The sequence below is a fragment of the Achromobacter sp. NPDC008082 genome (assembly GCF_042957345.1).
Taxonomy (GTDB): Bacteria; Pseudomonadota; Gammaproteobacteria; order Burkholderiales; family Burkholderiaceae_B; genus Achromobacter; species Achromobacter kerstersii_A.
In genome coordinates this window covers 405,386-430,969 of record NZ_JBIBIB010000006.1, presented here as the reverse complement: position 1 = coordinate 430,969, position 25,584 = coordinate 405,386, and the positions used below count along the sequence as shown (strand labels likewise).

The window sequence follows — 25,584 nt, the reverse complement described above, 5'->3', positions numbered from 1 at the left end:
TATGCGTGTAGGGGATTTACTACGCGGTGCGCGGTGTGCGCCGGGGTGGTGCGTGGGGCGTTAAAGCGCACCCAGCTGGTGCGTGTTGGCGTAGGCGACCAGTTCCACCAGCGTGCGCACGCCGAGCTTTTCGAAGATGCGGCTGCGGTAAGTGGAGATGGTGTTGACGGACAAGGCCAGTTGTTCGCCGATGGCGGAGACGGATCGGCCAGCGACCAGCAGCTGCAAGACCTGGAATTCGCGGTTGGACAGTTGTTCGTGCGGGGGGCGGGTGGTGTCTTGGCGGACGGTGTGGGCCAGCAGTTCGGCGACGGCGGGCGTCACGTACAGTTTTCCGGCGGCGGCGTTGACGAGCGCGGACAGCAGTTCGTCGGGGTCGCAGCCTTTGTTCAGGTAGGCGTGCGCGCCGGTGCGCAGGGCGCGCACGGCGAACTGGGTTTCGGGGTAGACGGACAGCATGACGACGCCGAGTGCGGGGTAGTCGGCGCGTACGGTCTTCAGGACGTCCAGGCCGTCACGTTCGCCTAGCGCGACGTCCAGCACGATGGCGTCGTAGCGGGTTTGACGCAGGGCGCGCAAGGCGGAGGGCGCGTCGGCGGCTTCGTCCACGAGGGCCACGCGCGGGTCTTCTTCCAGGATGCGGGCAAGGCCGCGGCGGATGATGAGGTGGTCGTCAACGATGAGCAGGTTCAGGGCCATGGCGGATCAGGTGGGGTTCAGGCGCAGGCGGGCGCGCATGCCGGCGCCGGGGGCGCTGTCCAGGGCAAGGTCGCCGCCGATGCCGCGCGCGCGTTCGCGCATGCCGAGGATGCCGAAGGTGTGGCGGGCTTCGGGCAGTTGCATGCCGATGCCGTCGTCTTCGACGGTGAGGAGCAGGCCCTCTTCGGTCCAGACGGCGCTGACGCTGACGCTGCGGGCGCAGGCGTGGCGTTGGACGTTGGTGAGCAGTTCCTGAACGATGCGGTAGACGGCGATTTCGGCGTTGCGGTCCAGCCGCCGGCGTTCGGTGTCAGGCGGGCACAGGTAGCGGCATTGCAGGCCGGTGCGGGTTTGCAGGTCTTGCAGCAGGGTTTCCAGGGCGGCCCAGAGGCCCAGGTGGTCAAGCACGACGGGGCGCAGGTCGCTGAGGATGCGGCGCGTGGCGCCCATGGCGGTCTGCGTGACGTCCAGCATGCGGTCGACGTGGATTTGCAGTTCGGGGGTGGCGCCCAGTTGGCGGCGCAGCCAGTTCAGGTCCAGCTGCAAGGCGGTGAACGAGGCGCCAAGATCGTCGTGGATGTTGCGGGCGATGTGGGCGCGTTCTTCTTCGCGCAGGGTGGACAGGTGAGATGACAGGCGGCGCAGCGAGTCGTGGGCGCTGGTGAGTTCGGCGGTGCGTTCGCCGACGCGGCGTTCGAGCTGGGCTTGGGTGCTGTGCAGTTCGCGTTCGATGCGTTTGCGGTCGGTGATGTCTGAAAACGTGACGACGGCGCCGACGACTTCCTGCTCGTTGCGGATGGGGTAGGAGGCGTATTGGGCGTCGAAGCAGGAGCCGTCGCGGCGCCAGAGCACTTCGTCGTCAACGCGCACGCCGCGGCCTTCGCGGAAGGCCTGGAAGATGCGGCAGTCGTGGACGGGCATCAGGTCGCGGTTGGCGTGCGAATGATGGATCAGGTAGTGCATGTTGCGGCCAACGACTTCATCGGGGGAGTAGCCGAGCAGGGTGGCGCCGGCGCCGTTGATGAAGATGCAGCGGCCGCGCAGGTCGATGCCGTAGATGCCTTCGCCGGCGGACTCCAACAGCATTTCCAACTGCCGGCGCCAGGCGGCGTGGTGCGAGAGATGGTTTAAGTCGGCGAACATGATTGCGTGTTTTCCCCGAGGAGCGCGTTTGGTTTTTGTTTTTTGGGGAGTTTAAGGGAAGGGTGTTTGCCGTGGGTGACGGGGCTTTAGTTCACGGAGGAACCGCGCGCGCGTAATTCGTCGGCCGGAGTGCTGGGGACGCCCGGGGTGGCGGGCGGTGTGCTTGGCCTGCTTCTGGGGTGCTGGGTTTGGCTTGGAAGATCTTGCAGGGCCGCCCGTCGCCTGCCGCCCGGGCGGCGGGCGGTGGGCATGTGGGGGTGTTGGGTATTACGGCACCAAGGACAGGCCTACGCGGAACTGCGATTCGTTGCGCTGGTTGTAGCCCAACAGGGTTTCGCCGTAGCCGTTGAAGTACTGCAAATGCAGATACCCGTTCATGTTCAAGAACGTGCGCTGCAAGGGCCAGGCGAAGTCCAACTGCGTCGTGCGGCGCTTTTGGTCGCCTTGGCGATACATCGCCGACACCACCGCGCCGTTGTCTTGCGCCCAGCGCAACTGCCAATCGACGCGGCCGGCGTAGTCGGCGTAGTCGCGGTTCTCGTCGGCTACAGCGAAGTAGGCCTTGACCTTGGGGGCGAAGGTCAGCGTGCTGCCGCTGTCGAAGCGGTAGTGGAAGCGCGGTTCGATGTAGCCGTCGTTGACCGAACGCGAGTCTTCGCCGTCCTTGCCGTTGGAGTTGTGCTCCACGCCGGTGTTCATGCCGAAGCGCCAGTTCTGGTTGGCCGACTGCCAGATGTTGTCCGACAGCCAGAATGCGCTGGGGTTGAACGTGGTGTCGATGAAGGGCATGGAGTCGCCCTGCAAGTCCCACAGCGAAGTCTGGGTGTAGGCCAGGTAGAAGTTCTCGCCCCAGGTGGCCGGGCGGTCGCCGCTGGGGCTGAACAGGCGGTACTTGGCGCTGATCTGGAAGCGGGCGGTGGTTTGGCCGCGCGTGCCGATGTCGAAGTAGACGGGTTTGTATTCCGAGATCGAGCTGCGGAAGCGGTCGAACGCTGTTTGCGGTTGCACGGTGGGGACGACGGCGGCGTCCGGGGCGGGGCCGCCTTCGGGCGATGCGCCGACGGCGGTGACGGCGGCCACGGGTACAGGCTGGCCGCTGCGGGCGTCAACGACGGGGCCTTGGGCGGGCGTGCTGGCGACGGTGCCGCTTTCGCGGCCGGTGGCGTCCAGCGCCATCATGGACGGCTGGCCTTCGATGGAGACGGCTTGCAGGCCGCGTGCGGTGGTGGGGACGACGGCGGTCCACGCCATGCGCGCGAAGTTGTTGACGGGCACGCTGTAGCTCGCGCGGTCGCCGGCCAGCTTGGCCAGGCTGCGCACGATTTTGCCGTCTTGGCTGCGCCATTGCAGCACCAGTTCTGGCGGCGCTTCCCAATTGGCGCGCGCGCTGCCTTCGTTGAAGTACACGGCTTCGATGGTGACGGTTTCGCCTGGGGCGGCGGACGGGCGGTCCAGGCGGTACGACACGCCTGCGGTCGCGGCGCTTGCCGCGCTGAGGGCGACGGCGGCGGTCAAGGCGTGCAGGGCGAAGTGGGGGTGTGCAAGACGGCGTAGGGACATGGGTGCGGTGTGTTGTTCTTGTGACGAGGCAATGTAGCATCGCGCACGGAAACTGTTTGTAAGGCAGGCTTATCGGATGTAGGCCTTGTAATAAACATCGGGTAATCAGGATGTTGGCGCGGCATTGCTTGGGCTGCATACGACAAGGCCCCGGGCATTGATGACAATGCCCGGGGCCTTGGTTTTTGTGGCTGCGCCGCAGCGCGGCTATGCGTGCGCCTTACGCATTACTCACCGAACTTGATGCCTTGCGCCAGGGGCAGGTTGCGCGAGTAGTTGATGGTGTTGGTCGCGCGGCGCATGTAGTTGCGCCAGGCGTCGGAACCCGATTCGCGGCCGCCGCCGGTTTCTTTTTCGCCACCGAAGGCGCCGCCGATTTCCGCGCCGGAGGTGCCGATGTTGACGTTGGCGATGCCGCAGTCCGAACCCGATGCCGACAGGAAGGTTTCGGCTTCGCGCAGGTCGTTGGTGAAGATGGCGGACGACAGGCCTTGCGGCACGCCGTTTTGCAACGCCAGCGCGTCGGCGAATTCCTTGTAGCGCATCACGTACAGAATGGGCGCGAAGGTTTCGTGGCAGACGACGTCGGTTTGGCCGGGCATTTCGGCAATGGCGGGGCGCACGTACCAGGCGTTGGGGTATGCATCGGCCAGCACGCGTTCGCCGCCGGTGACCTTGCCGCCTTGTTCGCGCGCGGCTTTCAGGGCGTCTTGCATGGCGTCAAACGAGCCGCGGTCGATCAGCGGGCCAACCAGGTTGCCGCTGTCCAGCGGGTTACCGATGGGGGCGCTGGCGTAGGCTTTGTGCAGGCGTTGGACCAGGGCGTCGGCCACGCTTTCGTGCACGATCAGGCGGCGCGTGGTGGTGCAGCGCTGGCCGGCCGTGCCGATGGCGCCGAAGACGATGCCGCGTGCGGCCATGTCCAGGTCGGCGGTGGGGCCGACGATGATGGCGTTGTTGCCGCCCAGTTCGAGCAGTACGCGGCCAAAGCGTTGTGCGACGCGCGGGCCCACCTGGCGGCCCATGCGGGTGGAACCGGTGGCGGACACGAGCGCCACGGTGTGCGAGTCGACCAGCGCTTCGCCCACTTCGCGGCCGCCGATCAGCACTTCGGACAGGCCGGCGGGCGCGTCGCCAAAGCGTTGCATGGCTTGGGCGAACAGGGCTTGGCAGGCGAGCGCCGTCAGCGGCGTTTTTTCAGACGGCTTCCACACCACGGCGTTGCCGCAGACGATAGCCAACGCAGCGTTCCATGACCACACGGCCACGGGGAAGTTGAAGGCGCTGATGATGCCTATCACGCCCAGCGGATGCCAGGTTTCCATCATGCGGTGGCCGGGGCGTTCGGATGCGATGGTCAGGCCGTACAGCTGGCGCGACAGGCCGACGGCGAAGTCGCAGATGTCGATCATTTCCTGCACTTCGCCTTCGCCTTCGGCCACGATCTTGCCGGCTTCCAGGCTGACGAGACGGCCCAGCGCGGTCTTGTTTTCGCGCAGCGTTTCGCCCAGCAGGCGGATCAATTCCCCCCGGCGCGGGGCCGGCACGTCGCGCCAGGCCAGGCTGGCCTGACGGGCGCGGGTGATGGCCGAATGGGCCTGCGCCACCGTGTGTTCGTGCACCTGGGCCAGTTCAGCGCCGTCGATCGGGCTGCGTGCGGTCAGCGTGCCGCCGCTAAGCACGTCGGCATTCAGGCCGAGCGCGCGCAGGATGTCTTGGGGGGTGTCCATGCCGGTTCCTTGGATTGCCAGCGAAGTCCATGTTTTGAAACGCATGGCTTCGCTTAAGGGTTATGCCTAAGTGGCGATTCTGGAAAAAAATTTACTATACGAAACTCTGGCGTGAATTGCGAAACTTTTTTTAGCGCAGTCCCAACGTGATGGGGTGCCTACGTGGCAGACGCTTTACTGGATGTTCAAGCAGTCACCAAGACCTTCCAACGCGACGGCCAGCCGCCGCATATTGCGTTGGACGCCGTCAATTGCCAGCTGAACCGGGGCGAAGTGATGGTGGTCGTCGGGCCGTCCGGCTCTGGCAAGAGCACCTTGCTGCGCACTTTGAATGGGCTGGAAAGCATCGACAGCGGCACGATCCGCGTGGATGGCGTGTCGCTCACTGACCCGGCCACCGACGTCAACCGGTGGCGCACCGAAGTGGGCATGGTGTTCCAGCACTTCAACCTGTTCCAACACCGTACTGCGCTGGACAACGTTGCGCTACCCCAGCGCGTGGTGCGCGGCCGCAGCCGTGCGGACGCCGAACGTTATGCCCGCGAACTGCTGGGCCGTGTCGGCATGGGCGATTACGGCGAGCGCTATCCCAGCCAGTTATCCGGCGGCCAGCAGCAGCGCGTGGCCATTGCCCGCGCGCTGGCCATGGACCCCAAGCTGATGCTGTTTGACGAGGCGACCTCCGCGCTCGACCCCGAAACGGTGGGCGGCATTCTTGAGCTGATGCGCCAGCTGGCCCACGACGGCATGACGATGGCGGTGGTGACCCACGAAATGGGATTCGCCCGCGACGTCGGTGACCGCGCGCTGTTCATGGACGCCGGCCGCATCGTTGAAATCGGCACGCCCGACGAGGTGTTCTGTCATCCGAAAGAGGCGCGCACGCGTGCCTTTCTGGAAAAGATTTTGTAGTCCAAGCAGGCCGGTCCGGCTAATCCGGGCGCTGCCGGCCCTGCGGCAACACGACTCGCTTCGCCCGGAACGACAAGGCTTCATCCACCTCTAGGGGATATTGAAATGCTGAAAATCAAACAATGGCTGGGCGTGGCCAGCGTCGCATTCGCGGCCGCCACGGTTGCGCAGCCGGCGCAAGCCGACGAGCTGGGCGACATCATCAAGCGCGGTGAATTGCGGGTGGCGGTGCAGACCTCTGGCCCGCTGATGAGCTTCATGGACAAGTCCGGCAACCGCACGGGCCTGGCCGTGGAAGTGGCCAAGCGCATGGCCGACGACCTGGGCGTGAAACTCGTTTTGCAGGACTACGAGTGGAAGGGCCTGCTGCCGGCGCTGCTGTCCGGCAAGGCCGACATGGTGGCCGCCGACATGACGCCTACCCCGCAACGCGCGGCGCAGGTGCTGTTCTCGGCGCCGATGTTCTATGCCGAAACCGTTGCCGTCGTGCCTAAGGATTCCCCGTACAAGTCGTACGAGGAACTGGACAAGGCCGGGGTGAACGTCGGCGTGCTGGGCGCCAGCACGTATGCCGAAGTGGGCAAGAAAATGCTGCCCAAGGCCACGATGAAAGAGTTCTCGGGCGGCAGCGCCCCGGTCGGGCAGGCCTTGTCCAGCGGCCGTCTGGACGCCGGCATCATGTCGATGTCTACCGCGAACCAGTTCCTGGTGGACTTCGGCAACCTGCGCGTGCTGGACGGCGTGATGGTGCGCGAGCCGCTGGCGTTCGCCGTCGGCCCCAATGCGTTCCGCCTGAAGTTCTGGCTGGATAACTGGCAGACGCTGAAGACCGCCGACAACACGCTGCCCGAGCAGGTCAAATACTGGTACTCCACGGATTGGAAGAAAGACCACTGATCCATCGATTGCGATCACGCAACACCACACGGAGACCTGAGCGCCCATGGACTGGCTGATCGATTACTACAACTGGCGCATCGTCAGCCAGTACACGGGCCAATTCGCCACCGGCCTGGCCAACACGCTGATCGCGGCAGGCGCAAGCCTGGTGTTGTCGGTGTTGGCCGGCGTGCCGCTGGCCTTGCTGCACATGTCGCGCCGCGCCGTCATCTGGCGCCCCGTGGCCGCCTACGTGCAGTTCATTCGTTCCACCCCCTTGCTGGTGCAGATCTATCTGGTCTATTACGCGGTGCCCATGCTGATTCCGGGCGCCGGGCGCTGGAGCGAAATGATCCTGGGCATCATGGCCATGACGCTGCATCACGCCGCCTACATGAGCGAAATCATCCGCGTGGGCATCGAATCCGTGCCGCGCGGCCAGATCGAAGGCGCCAAGGCTTGCGGCATGAACTACCAACAGCGGCTGCGTTACGTCGTGCTGCCGCAAGCCTTCGTCAATACGCTGCCGCCGCTCTTGGGGCAAACCGCTGTGTTGATCAAGGACACATCGCTGCTGTCGCTGATTACCGTGTTTGAGCTGGTGGCCGCAGGCGTGCAGATGAACAGTGACCGCATCGTGCCCAGTGAAAGCTTCCTGACGATTGCCGCCGGCTATCTGCTGATCTACGGCGTCATGCTGTTGTTGTCACGAGGCGTCAGCCTGTGGCTGGCCGGCCCGGCCTGGAACGCGAGGTAAACATGCTGGACTCCTATCTTTCCACCGCTGGCGTCGTGCTGCCCTTTCTGCTGAAGGGCTTCTGGGAAACGCTGAAGATTTCGTTTGTGGCCATCATCGCGGGCTCGTTGCTGGGGTTTGTGATTGGTGTGATACGCAGCTATCACATTCGGGGTATTCACCAGCTGCTAGGGCTGTATATCCACGTTCTGCGCGGCACGCCGTTCCTGGTGCAGCTCTACATCTTCTACTTCGTGCTGCCCAGCACCGGCATCGCGCTGCTGCATTGGGATTCCGGCACGGCGGCGTTTGTGTCGCTGTCCGTCTATACATCGTGCTATGTGGCCGAAATCGTCATGGGCGCCATTCAGTCCGTGCCGCGCGGCCAGACCGAAGGGGCCATGACGCTAGGCCTGCGGCCCTTGCAGATATTGCGTCTGGTGATTTTGCCGCAAGCCATGCGCCTGATCGTGCAGCCCATGAGCGGCGTCTACGTCATGCTGATCAAAAGCACCGCCATCCTGTCGGTGGTCGGCATCACCGAACTGACGCGCCAGGGCGAGGTGTTCATCATTACCTTCCCGGCGAAATCGCTGTTCATCTACGGCATGATCGCCGCCATCTATTTCATCTACTGCTACCCGCTGCTGCGCCTGGCCAACTGGCTGGAAAAGCGCTTGACGGGCGGCTTGCAGGGCGCAAGCCTGCACTGACACGGACCGCATCGGCATGGCCTCCGAGTACATCGACACCTATTACAAACGCACGCTGTCCGACACCGAGACCACTTATCCGGCGTTGGCGGGCGTGTCCAGCACCGACGTCTGCGTCGTGGGCGCGGGGCTGGCGGGCTTGTCCACCGCGCTGGAACTGGCGCGCCGCGGCCGCAATGTCACCGTGCTGGAAGCGCAACGCGTGGCCTGGGGCGCGTCAGGCCGCAACGGCGGCTCGGTCTCGCCGGCTTTCTCGGCCGGCGCCGACGCCATCAAAAAGCATGTGGACGAAGACCACTACCGCCAGTTGTACCGGCTGTCGATGGAAGGCGTGGAGATCATCCGCGACAACATCCGCACGCTCGCCATCGCCGACGCGCACAAGGTCGATGGCCGGCTGCGCGTGGTGCGCTACGAAGCCACCGATGCGCTGAACCAGTGGTGCGACGCCCAGCGCCGCGACTTCGGCCGCGACGTGCGCTTTCTGACGCGCAACCAGGTGCGCGAACGCCTGGTGTCCGACGTCTACCACCAAGGCGTGGAAGATCCGAGCTCGTTTCACTTTCATCCGCTGAACTACGCCCGCGCGCTGGCCCGCGAATGTGTCCGGCTGGGCGTGCGCATCCATGAAGATTCCCCGGTCACCGGCGTCACCCTGGAAGGCGCCATCAAGCATCTGAAAACGGCGCAGGGCCAGATCGACGCCCGCACCGTGGTGCTGGCCACCGGCGGCTACACGGGCGACGTCGTGCCTGCGCTGCGCCGCGCGATGCTGCCGATCGCCACCTACATCATGCTGACCGAACCGCTGGGCGACCGCGTGCAGGAAGCCATCCGCAGCACCGCCGCCATTGGCGACGACCGCCGCGCCGGCAACTACTATCGCGTGCTGGATGGCGGCCGCATCGGCTGGGGCAGTAGAATCACTACCCGTGTCGATGACCCGCCCGATCTGGCCGAGTCCCTGCGCCGCGAATTGCTGTCCGTCTACCCCCAATTGCAGGGGCTGCGCGTCGAGACCGCATGGTCGGGGCGCATGGCCTACGCCCGGCATCTGATGCCGCAGATCGGCCGGCTGGCGCCGGACGTCTGGTATTGCACGGCGTTTGGCGGGCACGGCATGAACACCACCTCAATCGGCGGACGCGTCGTGGCCGAAGGAATCACCGGCGACACGCAGCGCTACAAGCTGTTCGAACCGTTCGGGCTGGCGTGGAACGGCGGCGGGCTGGGGACAGCGGCGGTTCAACTGACTTATTGGTCTTACCAGGCGCGCGACTGGTGGCGGGAGCGCTCATCGCGGGCATGACAAGGTACACAGGATGCAAGGCAACAAACAGAGCGCATTGGCACAACGGCTGCGAGCCCTGCGCCAAGAGCGCGATTGGACTCTGAAGCAGTTGGCGGCGGCCACCGGCGTGGCCGCGTCCACGCTGTCCAAAATCGAGAACAGCCTGCTGTCGCCCACCTATGACAACCTGATCAAGATCGCCGCCGGCCTGGACCTGGACGTGGCCGAACTCTTCACCGCGTCCGACGCCCACATGGGCACCGGCCGCCGCAGCCTCAGCCGCCAGGGCGAAGGCCGCCAATACGACACCCCGTACTACGACCACCGCCTGCTGTGCACCGCGCTGTCACACAAGCGCATGATGCCGTTCCACACCCGCGTCAAAGCCCGCTCGTTCGACGAATTCCAAGACTGGAGCCGCCACGGCGGCGAAGAATTCGTCTACGTGCTGGAAGGCGAAGTGCTGCTGTACACGGAGTTCTACGAACCGGCCCGCCTGAAAGCCGGCGAGAGTTTCTATATAGACAGCCGCATGGGACACCGGGTCATCAGCCTGAGCCCGGAAGACGCAATCGTGCTGTGGGTGTCCACGCACGCGGATATTGAGGAAGAGTAGGGCGCGGCAGGGGCGGGGGTAACCGGGCAGGATCAGGCGTGCGGATCAGGCAGCCGGATCAGGCAGCCCAAATCAGGCGCCCGAATCAGGCAGCCCCCACCTTTTTCCCCAACAAGGTAAAATTCGGCGCCCGGACATGTTCCGGGTCGTCAAAAGACTGCGCGGCAGTAGCTCAGCTGGATAGAGCACGGGCCTTCTAAGCCCGGGGTCGGGGGTTCGAGCCCCTCCTGCCGCGCCAAAACAGCGAGTCAATACAAGGCTGTACAAGGGTTTGAAATTCGCTGGCAGGTTAATCATTAGAATAAAAATGCCTGCGTTAGTGTTTCCGTTGCCGTAGCCGGTTTCAGGAATCGCTGGATTGCCGCTGCCGCACGGTGGTGGGCGCTGTGTCTATAATGCGAATCGTTATTGTTCCATTTTGGTGCGGGCGCAGCCGTGTCTTCCTCATCCGATGTTATGAAAGGCCAGGCGGTCGAGGACCTTTATCGCGTCCATCACCGCTGGCTGGTGACACTGCTGCGGCGCAAGACGGGTAACGTCGACCAGGCGGCCGACTTGGCGCACGACACCTTCGAACGGGTCTTGCGTGACGATATCCGCGCCATCATCGCGGCGCCGCGCGCCTGCCTGACCAACATCGCTCGCACGCTGACTATCGGCCATTTCCGCCGGGCGGCCGTCGAGGCGGCCTATTGCGAGGTGCTGGCGCGCCAGCCCGTCGACGTGGCCCCTTCGCCGGAAGAGCGGGCGCTGGTGGTCGAGGCGGTGACGGCGGTGTGCGCCGTGTTGGATGGCCTGTCGGTGCACGTGCACCGGGTGTTCATGCTGGCGCAGGTGCAAGGCCTGTCGCAGCCCGACATCGCCCGCGAACTGGGCATTTCCACCAACGCCGTACAGAAAGCCTTGTCCAAGGCCTTGCAGCATTGCTATCTGGCGATCTATGGCTGACGCCGCGATGCTGAGCAAGCGTGCCCCGGACGGCCTGCCGGTCGATCGCAAGCGCTTGGCGCAGGCGGCCGACTGGATGGCCCGGCTGCAAGGCGAGCCCAGCGACGCGACGGTGGCCGCCTGCCTGCGCTGGCGTCAAGCGCATCCCGACAACGAAACCATCTGGCAGCGGATGTGCGCCATGCGCGGCGATCTTGCGGCGCGCTGTGCCGTGGCGACGCCGGCGGTCGCGGTTGAATTGATCGAGCGGGCGGCGATGCGCCGCGCGCGCCGCGATGCGCTCAAGTGGATGGTGACGGGCGGCGCCGTGGCCGGGCTGGCATGGGCCGCCGAACCGTGGGAGCGCTTGCCCGTCCTGCTGGCGGATCAGCGCACGGGCACGGGCGAACTGCGCACCCTGACGTTGGATGACGGCACGCGCATCGTCATGGGGCCGGGCACCGCGCTGGACCTGCGCCTGGACCAGCGGCCTCGCTCCCTGGCGCTGCGTTCGGGTGAAATCTTGATCACTAGCGCCAGTTCCAGCGACTTGGGCCCGCTGTCGGTGATGACGCGCGACGGCGTGCTGACGCCGGTGGGCACGCGATATTCCGTGCGCGACAACGGGGGTGACCTGGGCTACGAGATTGCCGTTTTCGAAGGGGCGGTGGATATCGTTGCGCGCGCCGACGGGCGGGTGACGCGGGTGCTGGCAGGCCAGCATACGGCGCTGCAAGCGTTGGGCGCGGGTCCGGTGCTGCCAGTGGCGCCGGGCGCTGACGCCTGGACGCATGGCATGTTGTTGGCCGACCGGATGCCGTTGGGCGACTTCGTGGCGCAACTGGCCCGCTACCGGACGGGCGTGCTGCGTTGTGATCCTGCAATCGCGCGGCTGGAAGTGGTGGGCACGTATCCGTTGACGGACACCGACAGCATCCTGACGATGCTGCCGCGGGTGTTGCCCGTGCGGGTGCATTACCGCACGCGGTACTGGGTGTCCCTGAGCGCCGCCCACTGATGGCGCGGTGAAGTTGTTACAGGAAAGGCGGAAATTCAGCGTTCGAGCGAAAGAGATAGAGAACGGCGCCAACACACCGGCGTATCTGTTTTTCATCCCAGTCTAGGAACTCTGAGTCATGGCCTTCCCCCGAGCCGCCCGCCACACCCTTCTTGCGTCGGTATTGCTTGGCGCAATCCTTCCCCATCTGCCGTCTTCTGCTTGGGCGCAGGCCGCAGAGAACGATCAACGTCGCGCCTATCGCATTGACGCGGGCGGCTTGAATGCCGCTTTGTTGAGCTTCGGCGCTCAGGCCGGGGTGTTGATCGCAAGCGATCCCGCCGTCACGTCGGGTTTGCAGAGTCCGGGCGTGGATGGGGTGATGAGCGTCAGGGAAGGGCTGTCGGCGTTGCTGCGCGGCACGGGTCTGGAGGCGTTGCCCGAGCGTGACGGGTATCGCCTGGTTCGCGTGCCGCCGCCCGGCGTGACTCAGTTGGAGCCCGTCACCGTGCTGGGCCGCGCGGGTGTGACCGAAAACACGGGCTCTTTCACCGCCAGTTCGGCCACGGTGGGGGGCAAGACGGCGCAAGCGCTGCGCGAGGTGCCGCAAAGCGTGTCGGTGATCACCCGGCAAGAGATCGAAGACCGGCGTCTGGTCAGCCTGAACGACGTGATGAGCGCCACGCCGGGCATCGCGATGTTCCAGGGGGCGATGCTCAGCAGCAACTATCTGTCGCGCGGATTCGCAATCGGCAATATGCGCGTGGATGGTGGGGCGTCGATGTACCGCTCGTTCGGTGCGGACGATGACATGGCGTTCTATGACCACGTCGAAGTGCTGCGCGGGGCTGACGGCCTGTTTGGCGGCGCCAACGAAGCGGGCGGTACGATCAACCTGGTACGCAAGAAACCCACCCCGGAATTGCAGATCATCGCGCAGGCCGAGGTAGGCAGTTGGGCGTATAAGCGTACGGATCTGGACGTGAGTGGCCCGCTGACGGAAAACGGCAAGTTGCGTGGGCGCGGCGTGCTGGCCTATGAAGACAAGAACTTCTTCTACGATGTGGCGCACAGCCGCCGCACGCTGGGCTACGGGATTCTTGAAGCGGATCTGACCAGCACCACCACGGCCTTTGTCGGGGCGTCTTATCAAAAGCGGGATTCGTCCTATCAGGGCTACGGGTTGCCGCGCTATGCCACCGGCGAGGACCTGAAGCTTCCCCGCAGTACCTACCTGAGCGGCGCCGACGATCAGGCGACCCGGACCATCGTCAATCTCTTCGGGCACGTGACGCAGCAGCTTGGAGGCGATTGGAGCGCCAACCTGGACATCAACCATGAAAACTCGCACCAGGACCGCTTCGATCACTATTTCTCCGGCGCGATCGACCCCTTGACTGGCGGCGGGCTGTTCGACGCCGCCAGCAACCAGAACGAGCACTTCAAGAACACGTCCATCGACTTGTCCGCCAATGGTTCGTTTGGCCTATGGGGCCGCCGCCACCAGGTGGTGGTGGGTGCCAGTTGGGAACGTTTCCGGCCCAGCACTTATGGTTCCAAACCGTCCAACCGCGGCCAGGCGGTGCCTGACATCTTCGAGTTCAATCCTTACGATTACCCGCGCGATACGGACTTCACGCCGATGTGGAATCAGACCACCGACACGCGGCAGGCCGGCGTGTACGGGTCGCTGAACATGCATCTGGCGGAACCGCTGCATGTCATTGTGGGCGGCCGCCTGAGCCGGTACGACTACACATTTACGAACCAGACCTTGAATGCGGCAAGAGAGGTCCTGGCAACGTCGGTGACCCAGTACCAGGACGACAATGTCTTTACGCCCTATGTGGCCGCGACGGTTGACCTGAACGACACCTGGACCACCTACGCCAGCGTGGCCGAAACCTTCAAATCGCAAGCCAACAGCCTGCAAGGCCCGGCGCCCGGCAACCCGCTGGACCCGGTAACTGGCCGCAACTACGAGATCGGCTTGAAGGGCGAGCACCTGGGCGGCAAGCTGCATAGCGCGTTCGCCATTTATCAGATCGAGCGCAAGAATGCCGCCGTGCGCGATACGGCCTATCCGTCCAGCAGGGCGGGCAACGGCGCGACTTGCTGCTTCCTGCCCGACGGGAACATCGTCAGCAAGGGCTTTGACGCGGAACTGAGCGGGGAAGTGGCGCCGGGCGTCCAACTGACAGCCAGCTACAACTACAACCAGAATCGCGACCGCAATGCGTCGGGGGGCAGCTATCAGCCCCTGACGCCCAAGCACATGGCCAAGATCTTTGCGACCTACCAGTTGCCGGGCGAACTGCATCGCTGGAAAGTGGGCGGCGGCGTCAACATTCAAAGCACTACCTATGTCAGCGGCAGCGCGTACTTGCGTAATGCCGACGGCAGCCTCAGCAAGCAAAGCACGCCGTACAAGTTCACGCAGCCTGGCTACGCGATCTGGAATGCGTTTGCCCAATACCAGATCAACGACAACTGGTCGGCGCAGGTCAACGTGAACAATCTGTTCGACAAGACCTACTACAGCACGGTTGGTTACCTGGACTACGGCAACTTCTACGGGACGCCGCGCAGCGCCGCCTTGACCTTGCGCGGCCGCTTCTAAGCCGTTGACACCCGCCGCATCCAAGGGGAACCCCTTTGGTGCGGCTGGGTCGAGCGGGAAGTGCGTTCTAATGCCTATCAGATGAAGGCGGCCAAGTTCCCAGCATATCGAGCCTTACAAGGCTTTGGCTTCGGATGGGGCGAGCTCGACGAAGCCTTCGTTTGGCGACTGCACTGCGGCGCGATCGCTTCTTCTCCATGATCGAGCTGGTAAACATCTTGGAGCTCGAAAAGCAGTTCGGCAAGGCCGGACACCTCGCCCACCGGCTCATGCACTCGCGCATCGTTATTCTCGACGAACTTGGGTACGACCGCTCGATGCGGGCGATGACAAAGCTGCGCGGTTTGGCGCAGTGCATTTTCCGTTCCCGGCTTATCCGTGGCCAAAGGAAAAGGCGAGGCCGGAAGGTTGCGTTCGTAGTATGCATCTGATTGCAGATTAGGAACGCAGAGAAAAGACATACTTTTCAAAGACCTACTTGCCATGGCGTATTGTTTAGTATTCCAACTTCTAATATAACTGCTCGAGCCCCTCCAGTCGCGCCAGAATAGCTATTAAATATTAGGATTTACGGGTCCTTTGAAAATCTATAGCGAGTTAATCATCAGAATAAAAATGATTGCCTTAGAATTTTATTCGGTTGCGTAGCCCCTTTCACTGGGCGCCTGTCGTAGTGTTTGTGGGTTGTTGACGGGTCAGCGTCAGCAGCGAAATCGTATGCGTCTCGGTCACGATTCGCGATCTTCTTGGTAATAGCTGCTGGACGAATATCCGGGAGGGGTGAAGTACAGGGGGTGGGCCGCAATAATCTTCTCTTTCACCTGATCGAACGTCAGAATCCAGGCCAATTGAGCGCCTTTCCAGCTGGATTCGCTCCCGTCCGAGCGTGTGCCTCTGAGCGCCTTTTTCGGTGCGAAAAGATACTTACTGCCAGTTTTTGCTCGGTCCCGAAGGCGCGTCGACCATTCCCCAATCTTCAGTACCTCAAACAGCCCTTTCTTTCGCTTGGTCGAAAAGATGATATCGCCGTAGCTCGTCAAACCGGTTTTTAGGAATGGACGATTTTCTGACGGGCAAAACTCGGTGAGATACGTGAACATCGCGGCACAGCCCATGACACGGCAATTTTGGCGCTGCTTTACCGACCAGGGATAGAACCGTAGGACTTGGCGTCGGGAAACTAACTCCGCCCAAGTGGTGAAGCGATTCGTCATCATGCTGGTGAACGGGTTCGCCGGAATAGGCCCCCGACGAACGCTATAGTTGCAGATGACCGAAGTTGGCTGAGCTCCGTGTTTGACTTCAAAGGTGCTCCGGCGGCCGCCCGATCTTCTAGGTATTGGTAACCATGCTGTGTGGTCAGATCGGCGGGGTTCATGCGTCCAAAGAACTTTGTCAGATTCGCGCACATCGCCTGTTGGCCATTGGATTGCAGGAAAGTTGACTTCAACACCGTCCCAGAACGGCGGACCGGCGCGGAGCTTCTGGCAGTTTGAGAAGGGCGGGGGAGTGACGGGCAGTGCTTCATGCGACGGCGCAGGAGCGGGCCTAATCGGTGTGCAAGGCGCGCGGCGCGCCGTTCACTATGGATCCTGTGTACGAAGCGCTGGGCAACGATGACGTTCTCGCCGCGGTATTCGCTGGCAGCGGTTGTGGACAGATACGAGGCCTTTGCCAGCGCTTGGAGATCTCGGAACGGCTTGGGCGCAATACCTGCGCCCCTGCCACCCCGGAAAGCCGCATCCGCAGACTAGCCGGCGATTTATGCGCGCGCTGTAGCCGAGGTCGCCCCATGAGCACGCTGTCCAACGTTGCCATCCTGGCTGGGGTGAGGAGTTACGCTGAGGCGGCGCCGGAACGGAAGCTCGTCATGGACCGATGTGAGTGATCTGTTCTATTACATGCTCGGCCGGGTGAGCGACCGACCGACAGACCTTACGGGGATTGCAGATCGTTCCAGCATCGCAGGACTAACTCGCGAACGGGCATATGATGGAGTAAGCGAACGCTGACGCCACTCTATCCACCCCAGGATTGGCAACAGCGTTCCAAGGATTTGCAGCTCAGACAAATACATGAAGATTGAGGCGGGCTGTGCCAGCCAGAATAGCGCCGCTCGTAGCACCACTGCAAATGCGAGCAACGAAGTCACCGGAAATAACCGGAATCCGAAAACAAGTACCAGGGCAGCCAGCAGCTGAGGCGTCGCCAAGGCAACATTCGAGTACCAGGATAAGACTGCATTCGACACTTCCGGAAAGAGGTGTGTGGGCGGTCGGTAACCTGAGAGAAGCACCATGCTTTTCCCGTATGCATCCTGACGGGCCACATGGTCATAATACGGAACACGTCGGAGTGTGCGCTGAATATGTTTGTTCGCCAGCCATGCGGCTGCGTTGTCCATGCCCAGTGCCTTCAAGGATGTGGCCGACCGCAGGGTGATGAACTCTATAGGATGTCGCAGTGCGTTCATGACAAACGCCTTCTGTAACGCAGAAATGTCTTCCGGTGTCCCTGGCCCCTTATGGCTCTGGTGCCAGTAAATTATGTCGGACGGCGCCCAGTGTTCAACGGCAAAGTCCACGTTCAGCACTTTGTCTAAAGTCTTAGCTAGCTGGGCTTTCTCGTCCGGAGAAAGGGAATCGCCGCGCAGCATCCCCACTAGTGGATTGATATATGCGGTCTGTTTGTATAGCCTCATTTCCAATTCGCCGTGGTCACCCCTATCGACTACGTATCTCACTATAGTCGGCGTTGCGCTCATCCAAATTGCGACTATCGCCAAGCATGCCGGCAAGGTGCGTCTCCAGTGTCGTCCGAGCGCCAGCCCAGCCAACAGCGGCCCTAGAAAGACAATGTTGTCTATGCGTAGCAAGACTATCAATGCCCCCAAAATCGCCAGCAAGACCCAGTGCCGTAGCCGTATGGGTTGTGCCACTGTGCGGTATGTAGTCATTAGGGTGAACACATAGATTCCGAAGCTGCTAAGCGCTACTCCATTGACAGCATCTCGCAACTCAGTTGCAGCGACCATCGTAGTGCCGGTGAGAGCCAGCATGGCTACCAAGTAGCCGCAGACTGCCAACCCCTTGGCTCCGACTTCCAGGGCTCGGAAAGAGGCCCAGAGTAGAACTATGCCCGTCACTAGCACCTTCAGGAAAAGAGACAGTTCTGGGCCGCCCAGATTGATCAGGGCGGACACAAACAGTGGGTACCCTATTCCGTACCACAGGTCCTTGCCTCCCACGCCATGTAGACTAAAAGGGCTAAACGCGTCCGGCCCGATGAAACTGGGCCACGCCACAACCATGGCGAAGGTCATCCAGGCACTGACGGTCAGCATGGCCCAGCGTGCAGCAGCCCCGCGGCCATTAGATTCCAATAAACGAAGGGACTTGAATACTTCTCGAATTGGAATCAACAGAAGTACACACAATGCCGCGATTAGAGCTGTCGATAACCTTCTCGCCAGATCGGCATGTGTCATTGAAGTCGGTATGCGCGGATAGTTAAACTCTCCCGCTGTGAGCGGTTGCAACTGAGAAAACTGGGATGAGCTGGAGGATAAGCGCAGAGCAACCGCATGGAGATCTGGCCCGTCCAGTCGTACACGCTCGACCGCACCGACTGGGGCAGACCACGCGTCTCCATATTTCACATACGCACTAGACCAAGCGATAAGCAGCCCATCACGGTAGGGCCAGCACACTAGGAATCGGCGATTCGATGCGGCATCGGCACCAGTGGTCGAGGGAAGTTCGGGAGCGGTAAGCGCAACTTCACTCCCGGCACCTTTGATGATTCGGACGCTAACGTTTTGCTGCGGGTCGAACTGCGCCACCAGCGGCGTTTCTCGGCTGCACGCAAGTCCTTTGTCCTGCCTCCGCCCTGCATCCACTTGAGTCAATACAGAGGTGGGAGAAATGCTGGGTTGCAAAGTCACACTGGTGGCGGAGTTTGAGACTAGAAGTGCTTTCTGGGTCGCATAATTCTTAACCGGCAATGGCAGACCATCAGCATAGTCATAGCTAGTTCCGAGATACACGGTAGTCTGTCTCGGCTCTGTTAGCGTTGGTATCTCCGAATTTACGAAGAGCAATTCAACAGCACCTGGCGCTGACATTTTTGCTGTGCCTAGCCACACCACTATCGCGGTTAACATGGCGGCGAAAGTCACAAAATAACGGAAGTTCGTCTTCCGTTGTTGGCTCGCGCGCATGATTAGCAGGAACAGAGCCCAAGAGAACAGCAAGGTAGCTGCAATTCGGAACGGCGCGGAAAAGGCCGTATCGACAGTACCCGGCAAAGTTACATCCATGCTGTTGCTTGCCGCAGAATAGAGATCGATTCTGGACCTCTTGCCGTTGACCGAGATTTCCACAACTCCGGAATATGGGCTCGTGCCAAAGCGGATAATTCCCGCGTAAGGCCAACCTTGTGGAATTTGAATCGTCTTTTCGGTTCCTTCAAAGCCGACAACGGCAGCGCCCCGTTGGGCCCAGCCGTCCAAACCGGCGACGCTCACGGAACCAGAGGCTGATCCGACACCTACTACCCAGACCTCCGTGCCTAGCGCTGCAGCGTTTTTCTCGCCCGTAACGGTCAGGGTCACAGCAGGGTACGTGGAGATCGAGGGAGCTGCCGACCAGAATGCCAACCCAAACAAGAAGGCCGCCAAAGCGGGAACGACTGCCTGCTCTAGCTGTGGCGCGTCCTGGGGCGGGAGCAGTGCCACCCAAAAGCAAACAAAAGCGAGAAGTAGTATCGGACCGAAGCTCGAGAGAATCCCGCCCGTAGCCATCGCATATGCGCCGATGAGCACAACCAGGAGCAGCGACCCAAAGAAGATTTTGCGCATTGAATTCTTGAGTTTTCCCCGGATTTGGGGCGGATAGGTTAAACGAAGCGCGTCGAATCTATCACAGGTAGCTCGCCCCGAAACTTTCCCGCAGTCGACTCCCGTCGCATGGTTGGTCAGAGAGATGGGGCTGGGCCGAGAGCGAAGACGAGTCCACCTGCGGCCCCCGTCCCTTCGATAGCTTGATCTCGTCGTCCGATCCCGATCTACGCACCCACTAGCCGACCCCTTGTCAGGGTAGACAGGGGCGATACGCTAGCCGGGGTCACCGCAGCAGTACGGGGCCTGCACACCTAGGCAGCGGTTTCGCAGTGCCAGGCGGTACAGATCTAGCTCCTGCCGAGCTTTGGGGGCATTGGCGTGAAGTGGGGCAAAGGGTCAGAACAGATGGCTGGAGAGCCGGATAACTCTTAGCGCGGATCGCCAAATGGTTCCAGCGCTGAAAATCAAACATTCCTTTATCTCAATGCTTTATGAGAGCTTCGGACGGGCATTCTAAGCCCGGGGTCGGGGGTTCTAGCCCCTCCAGCAGCGCCAGAATCAAAACTCCGAATTGTTATGCCGGCAGCGCAATGTTGCCACACGCAGCCACATTGGAGTTCGCCGGTTTGGCGACTGCTGCGTGTAGCGCAATGCCAAGGGCTCCCATGGGTTTGAGTATGGTTGCTGAATCTGTCGCCTGAGAGGGCTTTGTACAGGCTCTCGCGGAACATTCCTGTCTCTTTGGCAATCTTCGTCTACCCTGGGCAGGCGCAATATCTCCCAGCGCTTTTGCAATAAACGCGGCATCACCTTTACTCTCTTCGATCCATGCATCCAGATAAAGCGCCACCTCTTCGGCCGCACGATGCCGTTCCGCGATGTTGTATTTTTTCGTCTGTAGCTTTTTCGTGATGCAGGCCTCCACCGTTCAGAAAATGGAAATTAGTGTGGCCACTAGGATATAGACTGAGCGAGCCCGTTTTACCCATTCGAGGATCGCGACGGTCATCTAGACTCGGTAAATACCCCTCCAATCAAATATCAAAAAACACCGTCTCTTCCTTCCCCTGAAGCACAACCTCCCACCTCAGCCCGCCGTTATCCGTCTGCTGCGCGACCAACGTCGCACGCCGGGCCGCAGGCACCTGTTGCAGTATCCAGTCGTTCTCATTCGCCTGCGCCTCGTCCGGAAAATACATCCGCGTCGACAAATGCTTCAGCAACCCGCGCATGAACAACGACACGACCAAATGCGGCGCTTGCAATGAGCCACCCGGGCCAGCAACGCGACCGGGTTTGATCGTGGTGAAGCGAAACGAGCCGTCGGCTTCCGTGGGCAAACGGCCAAAGCCGGTAAACGCCGAACGCGCATCATCCTTACCTGCATAGCCCGGATCATCGGGATGCCGGTACACGCCCTGCGCATCGGCCTGCCAGATTTCGATCATGCCGTCGGGGACAGGGTTGCCTTGCCCATCGATGACGCGGCCTTCAATCACGACCTTGGGGGCGCCCGGGTCGGGCAGGCCGGCGGTCAGGTCCGCACAGTTCAGGCCGGACAGGCCGATATGCAGGTACGGGCCAACGGTTTGCGAGGTGGTGGGGTAGAGCATGCGTTACTCCATGGGGGTGGCGTTGCGGCCGCGCAGCACGATGTCGAAGCGGTAGCCCAGCGCGTATTCGGGCACGGTGGTTTCCCAGTCGAGCGTGGCGACGAGGCGGTTGCGCGCCTTGACGTCCGGGACGCATTGGAAGATGGGGTCGAACTCCAGCAGCGGGTCGCCCGGAAAGTACATCTGCGTGACGAGACGTGTGGCGTAGGCGCGGCCGAACAAGGAAAAATGGATGTGTTGCGGACGCCATCCGTTGTAGTGGTTGCCCCAGGGATACGCGCCCGGCTTGATCGTTTTGAATTGATAGCGGCCGTGCGCGTCGGTGACGGTGCGGCCTTCGCCGCTGAAGTTCGGGTCCAGCGGCGCGTCGTGCTGGTCGCGTTTGTGCAGGTATCGTCCGGCCGCGTTGGCCTGCCAGATTTCGATCAGCGCATCGGGCACGGGCCGGCCGTTCTCGTCCAGCACGCGGCCAGACACAATGATGCGTTCACCGATGGCTTCCGCACTGGCGATGCGCGTCAGATCGTTATCGCCCTGTTTGACGAACGCGCCGCCGAACGCGGGGCCGGTGATTTCCGACAGGGTTTGCGGCACGACGATCAGCGGTTCATTGGGCGAACGCAGTTGCGTGGAACCATAGGGGTCGAAGCGGTATCCCGGCTGGGTATCCCAGAACGGGCGCCGGTATTGAGCAAGTTGAGACATTGCAGCGAATCTCCTGGGAAGCGCCGCCGGGGCAGATCACTGGCCCCGGCGGCGCGAATAGGCGAACGGACGAACGGACGAATGGACGAACAGGCAAACAGGCGTACGAACGAACCGACGAACAGGCGAACAGGCGAACCGGCGAACCAGCGAACCAGCGAACCAGCGAACCGGCGAACAGCCGAACCGGCGACCGCGCCGCGCGTCAGCCGCCGAACCAGCGTGCGGGAACGATCACCAGCGCCGGGAAGGCCACCATCAGGAACATGATCAAAAATTCCGCCACCATGAACGGCACCACGCCGCGCGTGACGTCGTCCATCTTCATTTTCCCCACGCCCGCCACCACGTTCAGGACGGTGCCGACGGGGGGCGTGACCAGGCCGATCGAGTTGTTGATGATGAACAGCACGCCGAAGTACACCGGGTCAATGCCGGCCGCGCGCACCAGCGGCATCAGCACGGGTGTCAGGATCAGGATGGTGGGCGTCATGTCCATGGCGGTGCCCACAACCATGACCAGCACCATGATGGCGGCCATCAGCAGGATTTTGTTGCCCATGAACGGCTGCAACATCTCCACCACTTTGGCGGGCAGGTCGGCTACGGTGATGAGCCATGCGCTGACCATCGCCGCGGCAATCAGGAACATGACGATGGCGCTGGTCTTGGCCGCCGACACAAACACGGCGTACAGCTGGCTGAGTTTCAGCTCGCGGTAGACCACGGTGGACACGAACAAGGCGTAGGCGGCGGCCACCACGGCGGCTTCCGTCGGCGTGAACACCCCCATGCGCAGGCCCACCAGGATGATGACCGGCAGCATCAGCGCCCACAACGCTTTGCGGAAGGCGATGGCGATGTCCTGCACGGATTTGCGCGGAGGCGGTACGACTTTTTCGCGTCGAACGAGCCACGCCCACGTCAGCCACAAGGCGCCGCCGATCATCAGGCCGGGCACGATGGCCGCCATGAACAGCTTCGAGATGGACACATTGGCCGCCACGCCAAAAATGACCAGGCCGATGCTGGGCGGAATCACCGGGCCGATCACGCCGGTGGCCGCAATCAGCCCGCCCGCCGTCGATTTCTTGTGGCCGGCCGCGACCATCATCGGCAGCAGCAAGGCGGTGAGGGCGGCGGCGTCCGCGACGGCGGAACCGGACAGGGCAGACAGCAGGCAGCCCGCCATGATGGTCACGTAGCCCAGGCCGCCTTTGACGTGGCCCACCAGCGCCAACGCCAGGTCCACGATGCGGCGCGACAGGCCGCCGACGTTCATGATTTCGCCGGCCAGCATGAAGAACGGCACGGCCAGCAGCGGAAAACTGTCGGCGCCGCCAATCACGTTCTGCGCCAGGATCTGTGAATCGAAAATGTCCAGGTGCCACATCAGCGCGACGCCGCTTGCCAACAGCGCAAACGCGATCGGCACGCCCAGCGCCATCACCCCCAGCAGCGATCCAATGAAGACGGCGATGGTCATGCGCTTCTCCCTGGTGCGCCGTGTTGGGCGTCGTCAAGAATCTGCTTGAGCTGCACGGCTTCTTCAGACTCCTGCACCATGATCAGGTCCTGCTCATGCAGCTTGCCGGAGAGCACGCGGTAGAGGTCCAGCGCAATGATCAGCCCGGCCAGGGCCGAGAACACCAAGCCCGACGCGTAGACGATCGCCATCGGCAAGCCGCTGACCGGCGCGCTGACATCCGCGTTGATCACGGCCTGTTCCCAGCTGCCCTTGAACATCAGGCCCACGATGTACAGCATGATGACCTGCCCCACGACCAGGCATATTTTCTTGCCCGCCGTGGGCAGCTTGGCCACCACCATGTCCATGCCCAGGTGCCCGCGTTCCTTGAGCGCGATGACGGCACCCAGGAAAGTCAGCCAGATGAACATCCAGCGCGAGATTTCTTCCGACAGCGTGATGCCCGAATTGAAGCCATAGCGCGCGACCACGTTGCCGAACACCAGCACCACCATCGCCGCCAGCAGCAGCGCGATGGCCAGTTCCAGCACGCGGCAGATCCCTCCAATGAATCTGTCTATGTAGACCATGGCGCGGCCCCTTGAAGAATCGGATGAAGGCGGGGCCGCGTCATGCTTGCGCTTCCCGGACGATATCGACCAGCCCGCGCAGCGCCGTCAGGTAGGAGTGCGGCCCCAGCCCTTGCACGGTGCCGCGCACGGCAGGCGAGATGATCGAATGCGCACGCCACGCTTCGCGCGCCGCGATGTTCGACATATGCACTTCCAGCGTCGGGAAAGGCATGGCCTTGATCGCGTCGTGCAGCGGCACACCGTGCTGGGTCAGCCCGGCGGGGTTCACCAGCGCGCCTTGCGCGGTGTCGATGTTCTCGTGCAGAAAATCGATCAATGCGCCTTCGTGGTTGGATTGCACCGTGGCAAGCTCAACGCCCAGTTCGCCCGCCAGCGCGGCTAGCCGCTGGTTGATTTCCGCCAACGTGGTGGTGCCATAGATGTGCGGCTCGCGGCGGCCGAACAGGTTGAGGTTCGGGCCGTGCAGAACAAGAATCTTCATGATGGATACGCCGGTGCGTTTACTTGCGGATGCGTGCGAGTTCGTCGTTGTAGAGCTTGACGATGGCGGGGTCGTAGCTGCCCGTGAAGTGCTCGATGACGGGTTTGACCACCTGCTGCATGCGGACCTTTTCGGCCGGTTCGATGGTGTTGTATTGGATGCCCTTGGCCTGCAATTCGGCCACCGCCTTCTGCGCGGCGTCGCGGCTGACCTTGCGCTGGTAGCCGCGCGCTTCATCCGCGGCTTCGTTCATGATGCGCTGCTCGGCGGGCGAGAGCTTGTCCCAGAATTTCTTGCTGACCAGCACGATGTTCGCGGCGTACACATGGTTGGTCGCGCTGACGTACTTCTGCACTTCGTAGAACTTGTTCGACAGGATCACCGAGTACGGATTTTCCTGGCCGTCCACCGCTTTCGATTCCAGCGCGCCGTACAGTTCCGCGAACGGCATGGGCACCGGGTTGGCCTTGAACGCCTTGAACGTATCCAGGAACACCGGGTTGGGAATGACGCGAATCTTCAGGCCCGCCAGGTCTTCCGGCTTGGTGATGGCGTGCTTGGAGTTGGTGACGTTGCGAAAGCCCAAGTCCCAGAAGCCGAGTGCAACCAGGCCTTTCTCGGGCAGCTTGGCGATCAGCGCCTTGCCCAGCGGGCCGTCCAGCAGCGCGTCCGCCTGACCGAAGTCGGTGACCGAGAAGGGCAGGTCGATCAGGCCGAATTCCTTGACGATGCCGGCCAGCGACGTCGATGCGGGCGCCGACATTTCCTGCACGCCGCCTTGCAAGCCCGACTGCTGCTGCATTTCATTGCCCAGCTGCGACGCCGGGAATTCCTTGACCTTCATCTTGCCGCCGCTCTTGGCGGAGACCAGCTCGGCAAACTTCTGCACGCCCGCGCTGACGGGGTGGTCGGTGTTGTTCAGGTGGCCGAAGCGGATCGTGCGTTCCTGGATGTCCTGCGCGGTGGCCGTCATGGCGGCCGAGCACAGGGCGCCTACCAAAGCCAAGCGGAAAATGCTGGTCTTCATGGTTGTCTCCTTCCGGTTTTTTTGGAATGTTCTC

At 62.3% G+C, this 25,584-nt stretch carries 21 protein-coding genes, 1 tRNA gene and 1 pseudogene; 12 read left to right on the top strand and 11 right to left on the bottom strand.

The genetic code is table 11. From position 1 onward, the window contains the following. Positions 1 to 60: 60 nt before the first annotated feature. The 4 genes from ACFZAI_RS25570 to ACFZAI_RS25555 form a co-directional block, all read right to left on the bottom strand. Positions 61 to 699, bottom strand: a complete 639-nt coding sequence (locus ACFZAI_RS25570) for a response regulator transcription factor (RefSeq protein WP_054427845.1) — start codon at positions 697 to 699, stop codon at positions 61 to 63. A gap of 6 nt (positions 700 to 705) precedes the next feature. After that, positions 706 to 1,842, bottom strand: a complete 1,137-nt coding sequence (locus ACFZAI_RS25565; protein WP_391569560.1) for a PAS domain S-box protein — start codon at positions 1,840 to 1,842, stop codon at positions 706 to 708. A gap of 267 nt (positions 1,843 to 2,109) precedes the next feature. After that, positions 2,110 to 3,402, bottom strand: coding sequence for a phospholipase A (locus tag ACFZAI_RS25560; RefSeq protein ID WP_391569559.1), 1,293 nt, complete (start codon positions 3,400 to 3,402; stop codon positions 2,110 to 2,112). A 227-nt stretch (positions 3,403 to 3,629) separates the two neighbouring features. After that, positions 3,630 to 5,132, bottom strand: coding sequence for an aldehyde dehydrogenase family protein (locus ACFZAI_RS25555; RefSeq protein ID WP_391569558.1), 1,503 nt, complete (start codon positions 5,130 to 5,132; stop codon positions 3,630 to 3,632). Between the two features lie 162 nt (positions 5,133 to 5,294). On the opposite strand from ACFZAI_RS25555, the gene ACFZAI_RS25550 reads away from it, so the two are divergent. The 11 genes and pseudogenes from ACFZAI_RS25550 to ACFZAI_RS25500 all read left to right on the top strand — a co-directional run. Beyond that, on the top strand, positions 5,295 to 6,044 hold the full coding sequence (locus ACFZAI_RS25550) for an amino acid ABC transporter ATP-binding protein (RefSeq protein WP_391569557.1): 750 nt from the start codon (positions 5,295 to 5,297) through the stop codon (positions 6,042 to 6,044). 105 nt (positions 6,045 to 6,149) lie between these two features. Further along, entirely contained in the window at positions 6,150 to 6,941 is a 792-nt protein-coding gene (locus tag ACFZAI_RS25545; RefSeq protein WP_054427840.1) for an ABC transporter substrate-binding protein, read from the top strand. Positions 6,942 to 6,987: 46 nt separating this feature from the next. Beyond that, complete coding sequence (locus ACFZAI_RS25540) at positions 6,988 to 7,680, top strand: amino acid ABC transporter permease (RefSeq protein ID WP_391569556.1); 693 nt, start codon at positions 6,988 to 6,990, stop codon at positions 7,678 to 7,680. Between the two features lie 2 nt (positions 7,681 to 7,682). Then, positions 7,683 to 8,372 carry an amino acid ABC transporter permease gene (locus tag ACFZAI_RS25535; RefSeq protein WP_391569555.1) on the top strand — a complete coding sequence of 230 codons (690 nt, stop codon included), beginning with the start codon at positions 7,683 to 7,685 and terminating at the stop codon, positions 8,370 to 8,372. A 16-nt stretch (positions 8,373 to 8,388) separates the two neighbouring features. Then, on the top strand, positions 8,389 to 9,681 hold the full coding sequence (locus ACFZAI_RS25530; protein WP_391569554.1) for an NAD(P)/FAD-dependent oxidoreductase: 1,293 nt from the start codon (positions 8,389 to 8,391) through the stop codon (positions 9,679 to 9,681). A gap of 13 nt (positions 9,682 to 9,694) precedes the next feature. Further along, positions 9,695 to 10,279, top strand: coding sequence for a helix-turn-helix domain-containing protein (locus tag ACFZAI_RS25525; RefSeq protein ID WP_391569553.1), 585 nt, complete (start codon positions 9,695 to 9,697; stop codon positions 10,277 to 10,279). Positions 10,280 to 10,440: 161 nt separating this feature from the next. After that, a tRNA-Arg gene (locus ACFZAI_RS25520) sits at positions 10,441 to 10,517 on the top strand. A 197-nt stretch (positions 10,518 to 10,714) separates the two neighbouring features. Beyond that, positions 10,715 to 11,227 (top strand): sigma-70 family RNA polymerase sigma factor, encoded by a 513-nt coding sequence (locus ACFZAI_RS25515; protein WP_391569552.1) that lies wholly within the window; start codon positions 10,715 to 10,717, stop codon positions 11,225 to 11,227. After that, on the top strand, positions 11,220 to 12,224 hold the full coding sequence (locus ACFZAI_RS25510) for a FecR domain-containing protein (protein ID WP_391569551.1): 1,005 nt from the start codon (positions 11,220 to 11,222) through the stop codon (positions 12,222 to 12,224). The genes ACFZAI_RS25515 and ACFZAI_RS25510 overlap by 8 nt, the downstream gene beginning before the upstream one ends. Positions 12,225 to 12,342: 118 nt before the next feature. Beyond that, a complete protein-coding gene (locus ACFZAI_RS25505) occupies positions 12,343 to 14,823 on the top strand; it encodes a TonB-dependent siderophore receptor (RefSeq protein ID WP_391569550.1) in 2,481 nt (826 codons plus the stop codon). Positions 14,824 to 14,874: 51 nt separating this feature from the next. Then, positions 14,875 to 15,131, top strand: a pseudogene (locus ACFZAI_RS25500) (ATP-binding protein); the annotation flags it as partial. A gap of 420 nt (positions 15,132 to 15,551) precedes the next feature. On the opposite strand, the gene ACFZAI_RS25495 reads toward ACFZAI_RS25500, so the two are convergent. Continuing rightward, positions 15,552 to 16,040, bottom strand: a complete 489-nt coding sequence (locus ACFZAI_RS25495; protein ID WP_391569549.1) for a hypothetical protein — start codon at positions 16,038 to 16,040, stop codon at positions 15,552 to 15,554. Positions 16,041 to 16,724: 684 nt separating this feature from the next. Here ACFZAI_RS25495 and ACFZAI_RS25490 point away from each other — a divergent pair. Continuing rightward, positions 16,725 to 16,835, top strand: coding sequence for a hypothetical protein (locus ACFZAI_RS25490; protein WP_391569721.1), 111 nt, complete (start codon positions 16,725 to 16,727; stop codon positions 16,833 to 16,835). A gap of 3,862 nt (positions 16,836 to 20,697) precedes the next feature. Here the strand turns inward: ACFZAI_RS25490 and pcaG are convergent. From pcaG to ACFZAI_RS25460, 6 genes are all read right to left on the bottom strand, one after another. Next, positions 20,698 to 21,276 (bottom strand): protocatechuate 3,4-dioxygenase subunit alpha, encoded by a 579-nt coding sequence (gene pcaG, locus ACFZAI_RS25485; protein WP_391569548.1) that lies wholly within the window; start codon positions 21,274 to 21,276, stop codon positions 20,698 to 20,700. 3 nt (positions 21,277 to 21,279) lie between these two features. Continuing rightward, positions 21,280 to 21,981 carry a protocatechuate 3,4-dioxygenase subunit beta gene (gene pcaH, locus ACFZAI_RS25480; protein ID WP_391569547.1) on the bottom strand — a complete coding sequence of 234 codons (702 nt, stop codon included), beginning with the start codon at positions 21,979 to 21,981 and terminating at the stop codon, positions 21,280 to 21,282. 205 nt (positions 21,982 to 22,186) lie between these two features. After that, a complete protein-coding gene (locus ACFZAI_RS25475; protein WP_391569546.1) occupies positions 22,187 to 23,467 on the bottom strand; it encodes a TRAP transporter large permease subunit in 1,281 nt (426 codons plus the stop codon). Continuing rightward, entirely contained in the window at positions 23,464 to 24,039 is a 576-nt protein-coding gene (locus ACFZAI_RS25470) for a TRAP transporter small permease (protein WP_391569545.1), read from the bottom strand. Before ACFZAI_RS25470 ends, ACFZAI_RS25475 begins: the two co-directional genes overlap by 4 nt. A 40-nt stretch (positions 24,040 to 24,079) precedes the next feature. Beyond that, a complete protein-coding gene (locus ACFZAI_RS25465; protein WP_054427825.1) occupies positions 24,080 to 24,523 on the bottom strand; it encodes a type II 3-dehydroquinate dehydratase in 444 nt (147 codons plus the stop codon). Positions 24,524 to 24,542: 19 nt separating this feature from the next. Further along, positions 24,543 to 25,550, bottom strand: coding sequence for a TRAP transporter substrate-binding protein (locus tag ACFZAI_RS25460; RefSeq protein WP_391569544.1), 1,008 nt, complete (start codon positions 25,548 to 25,550; stop codon positions 24,543 to 24,545). Positions 25,551 to 25,584 lie beyond the last annotated feature (34 nt).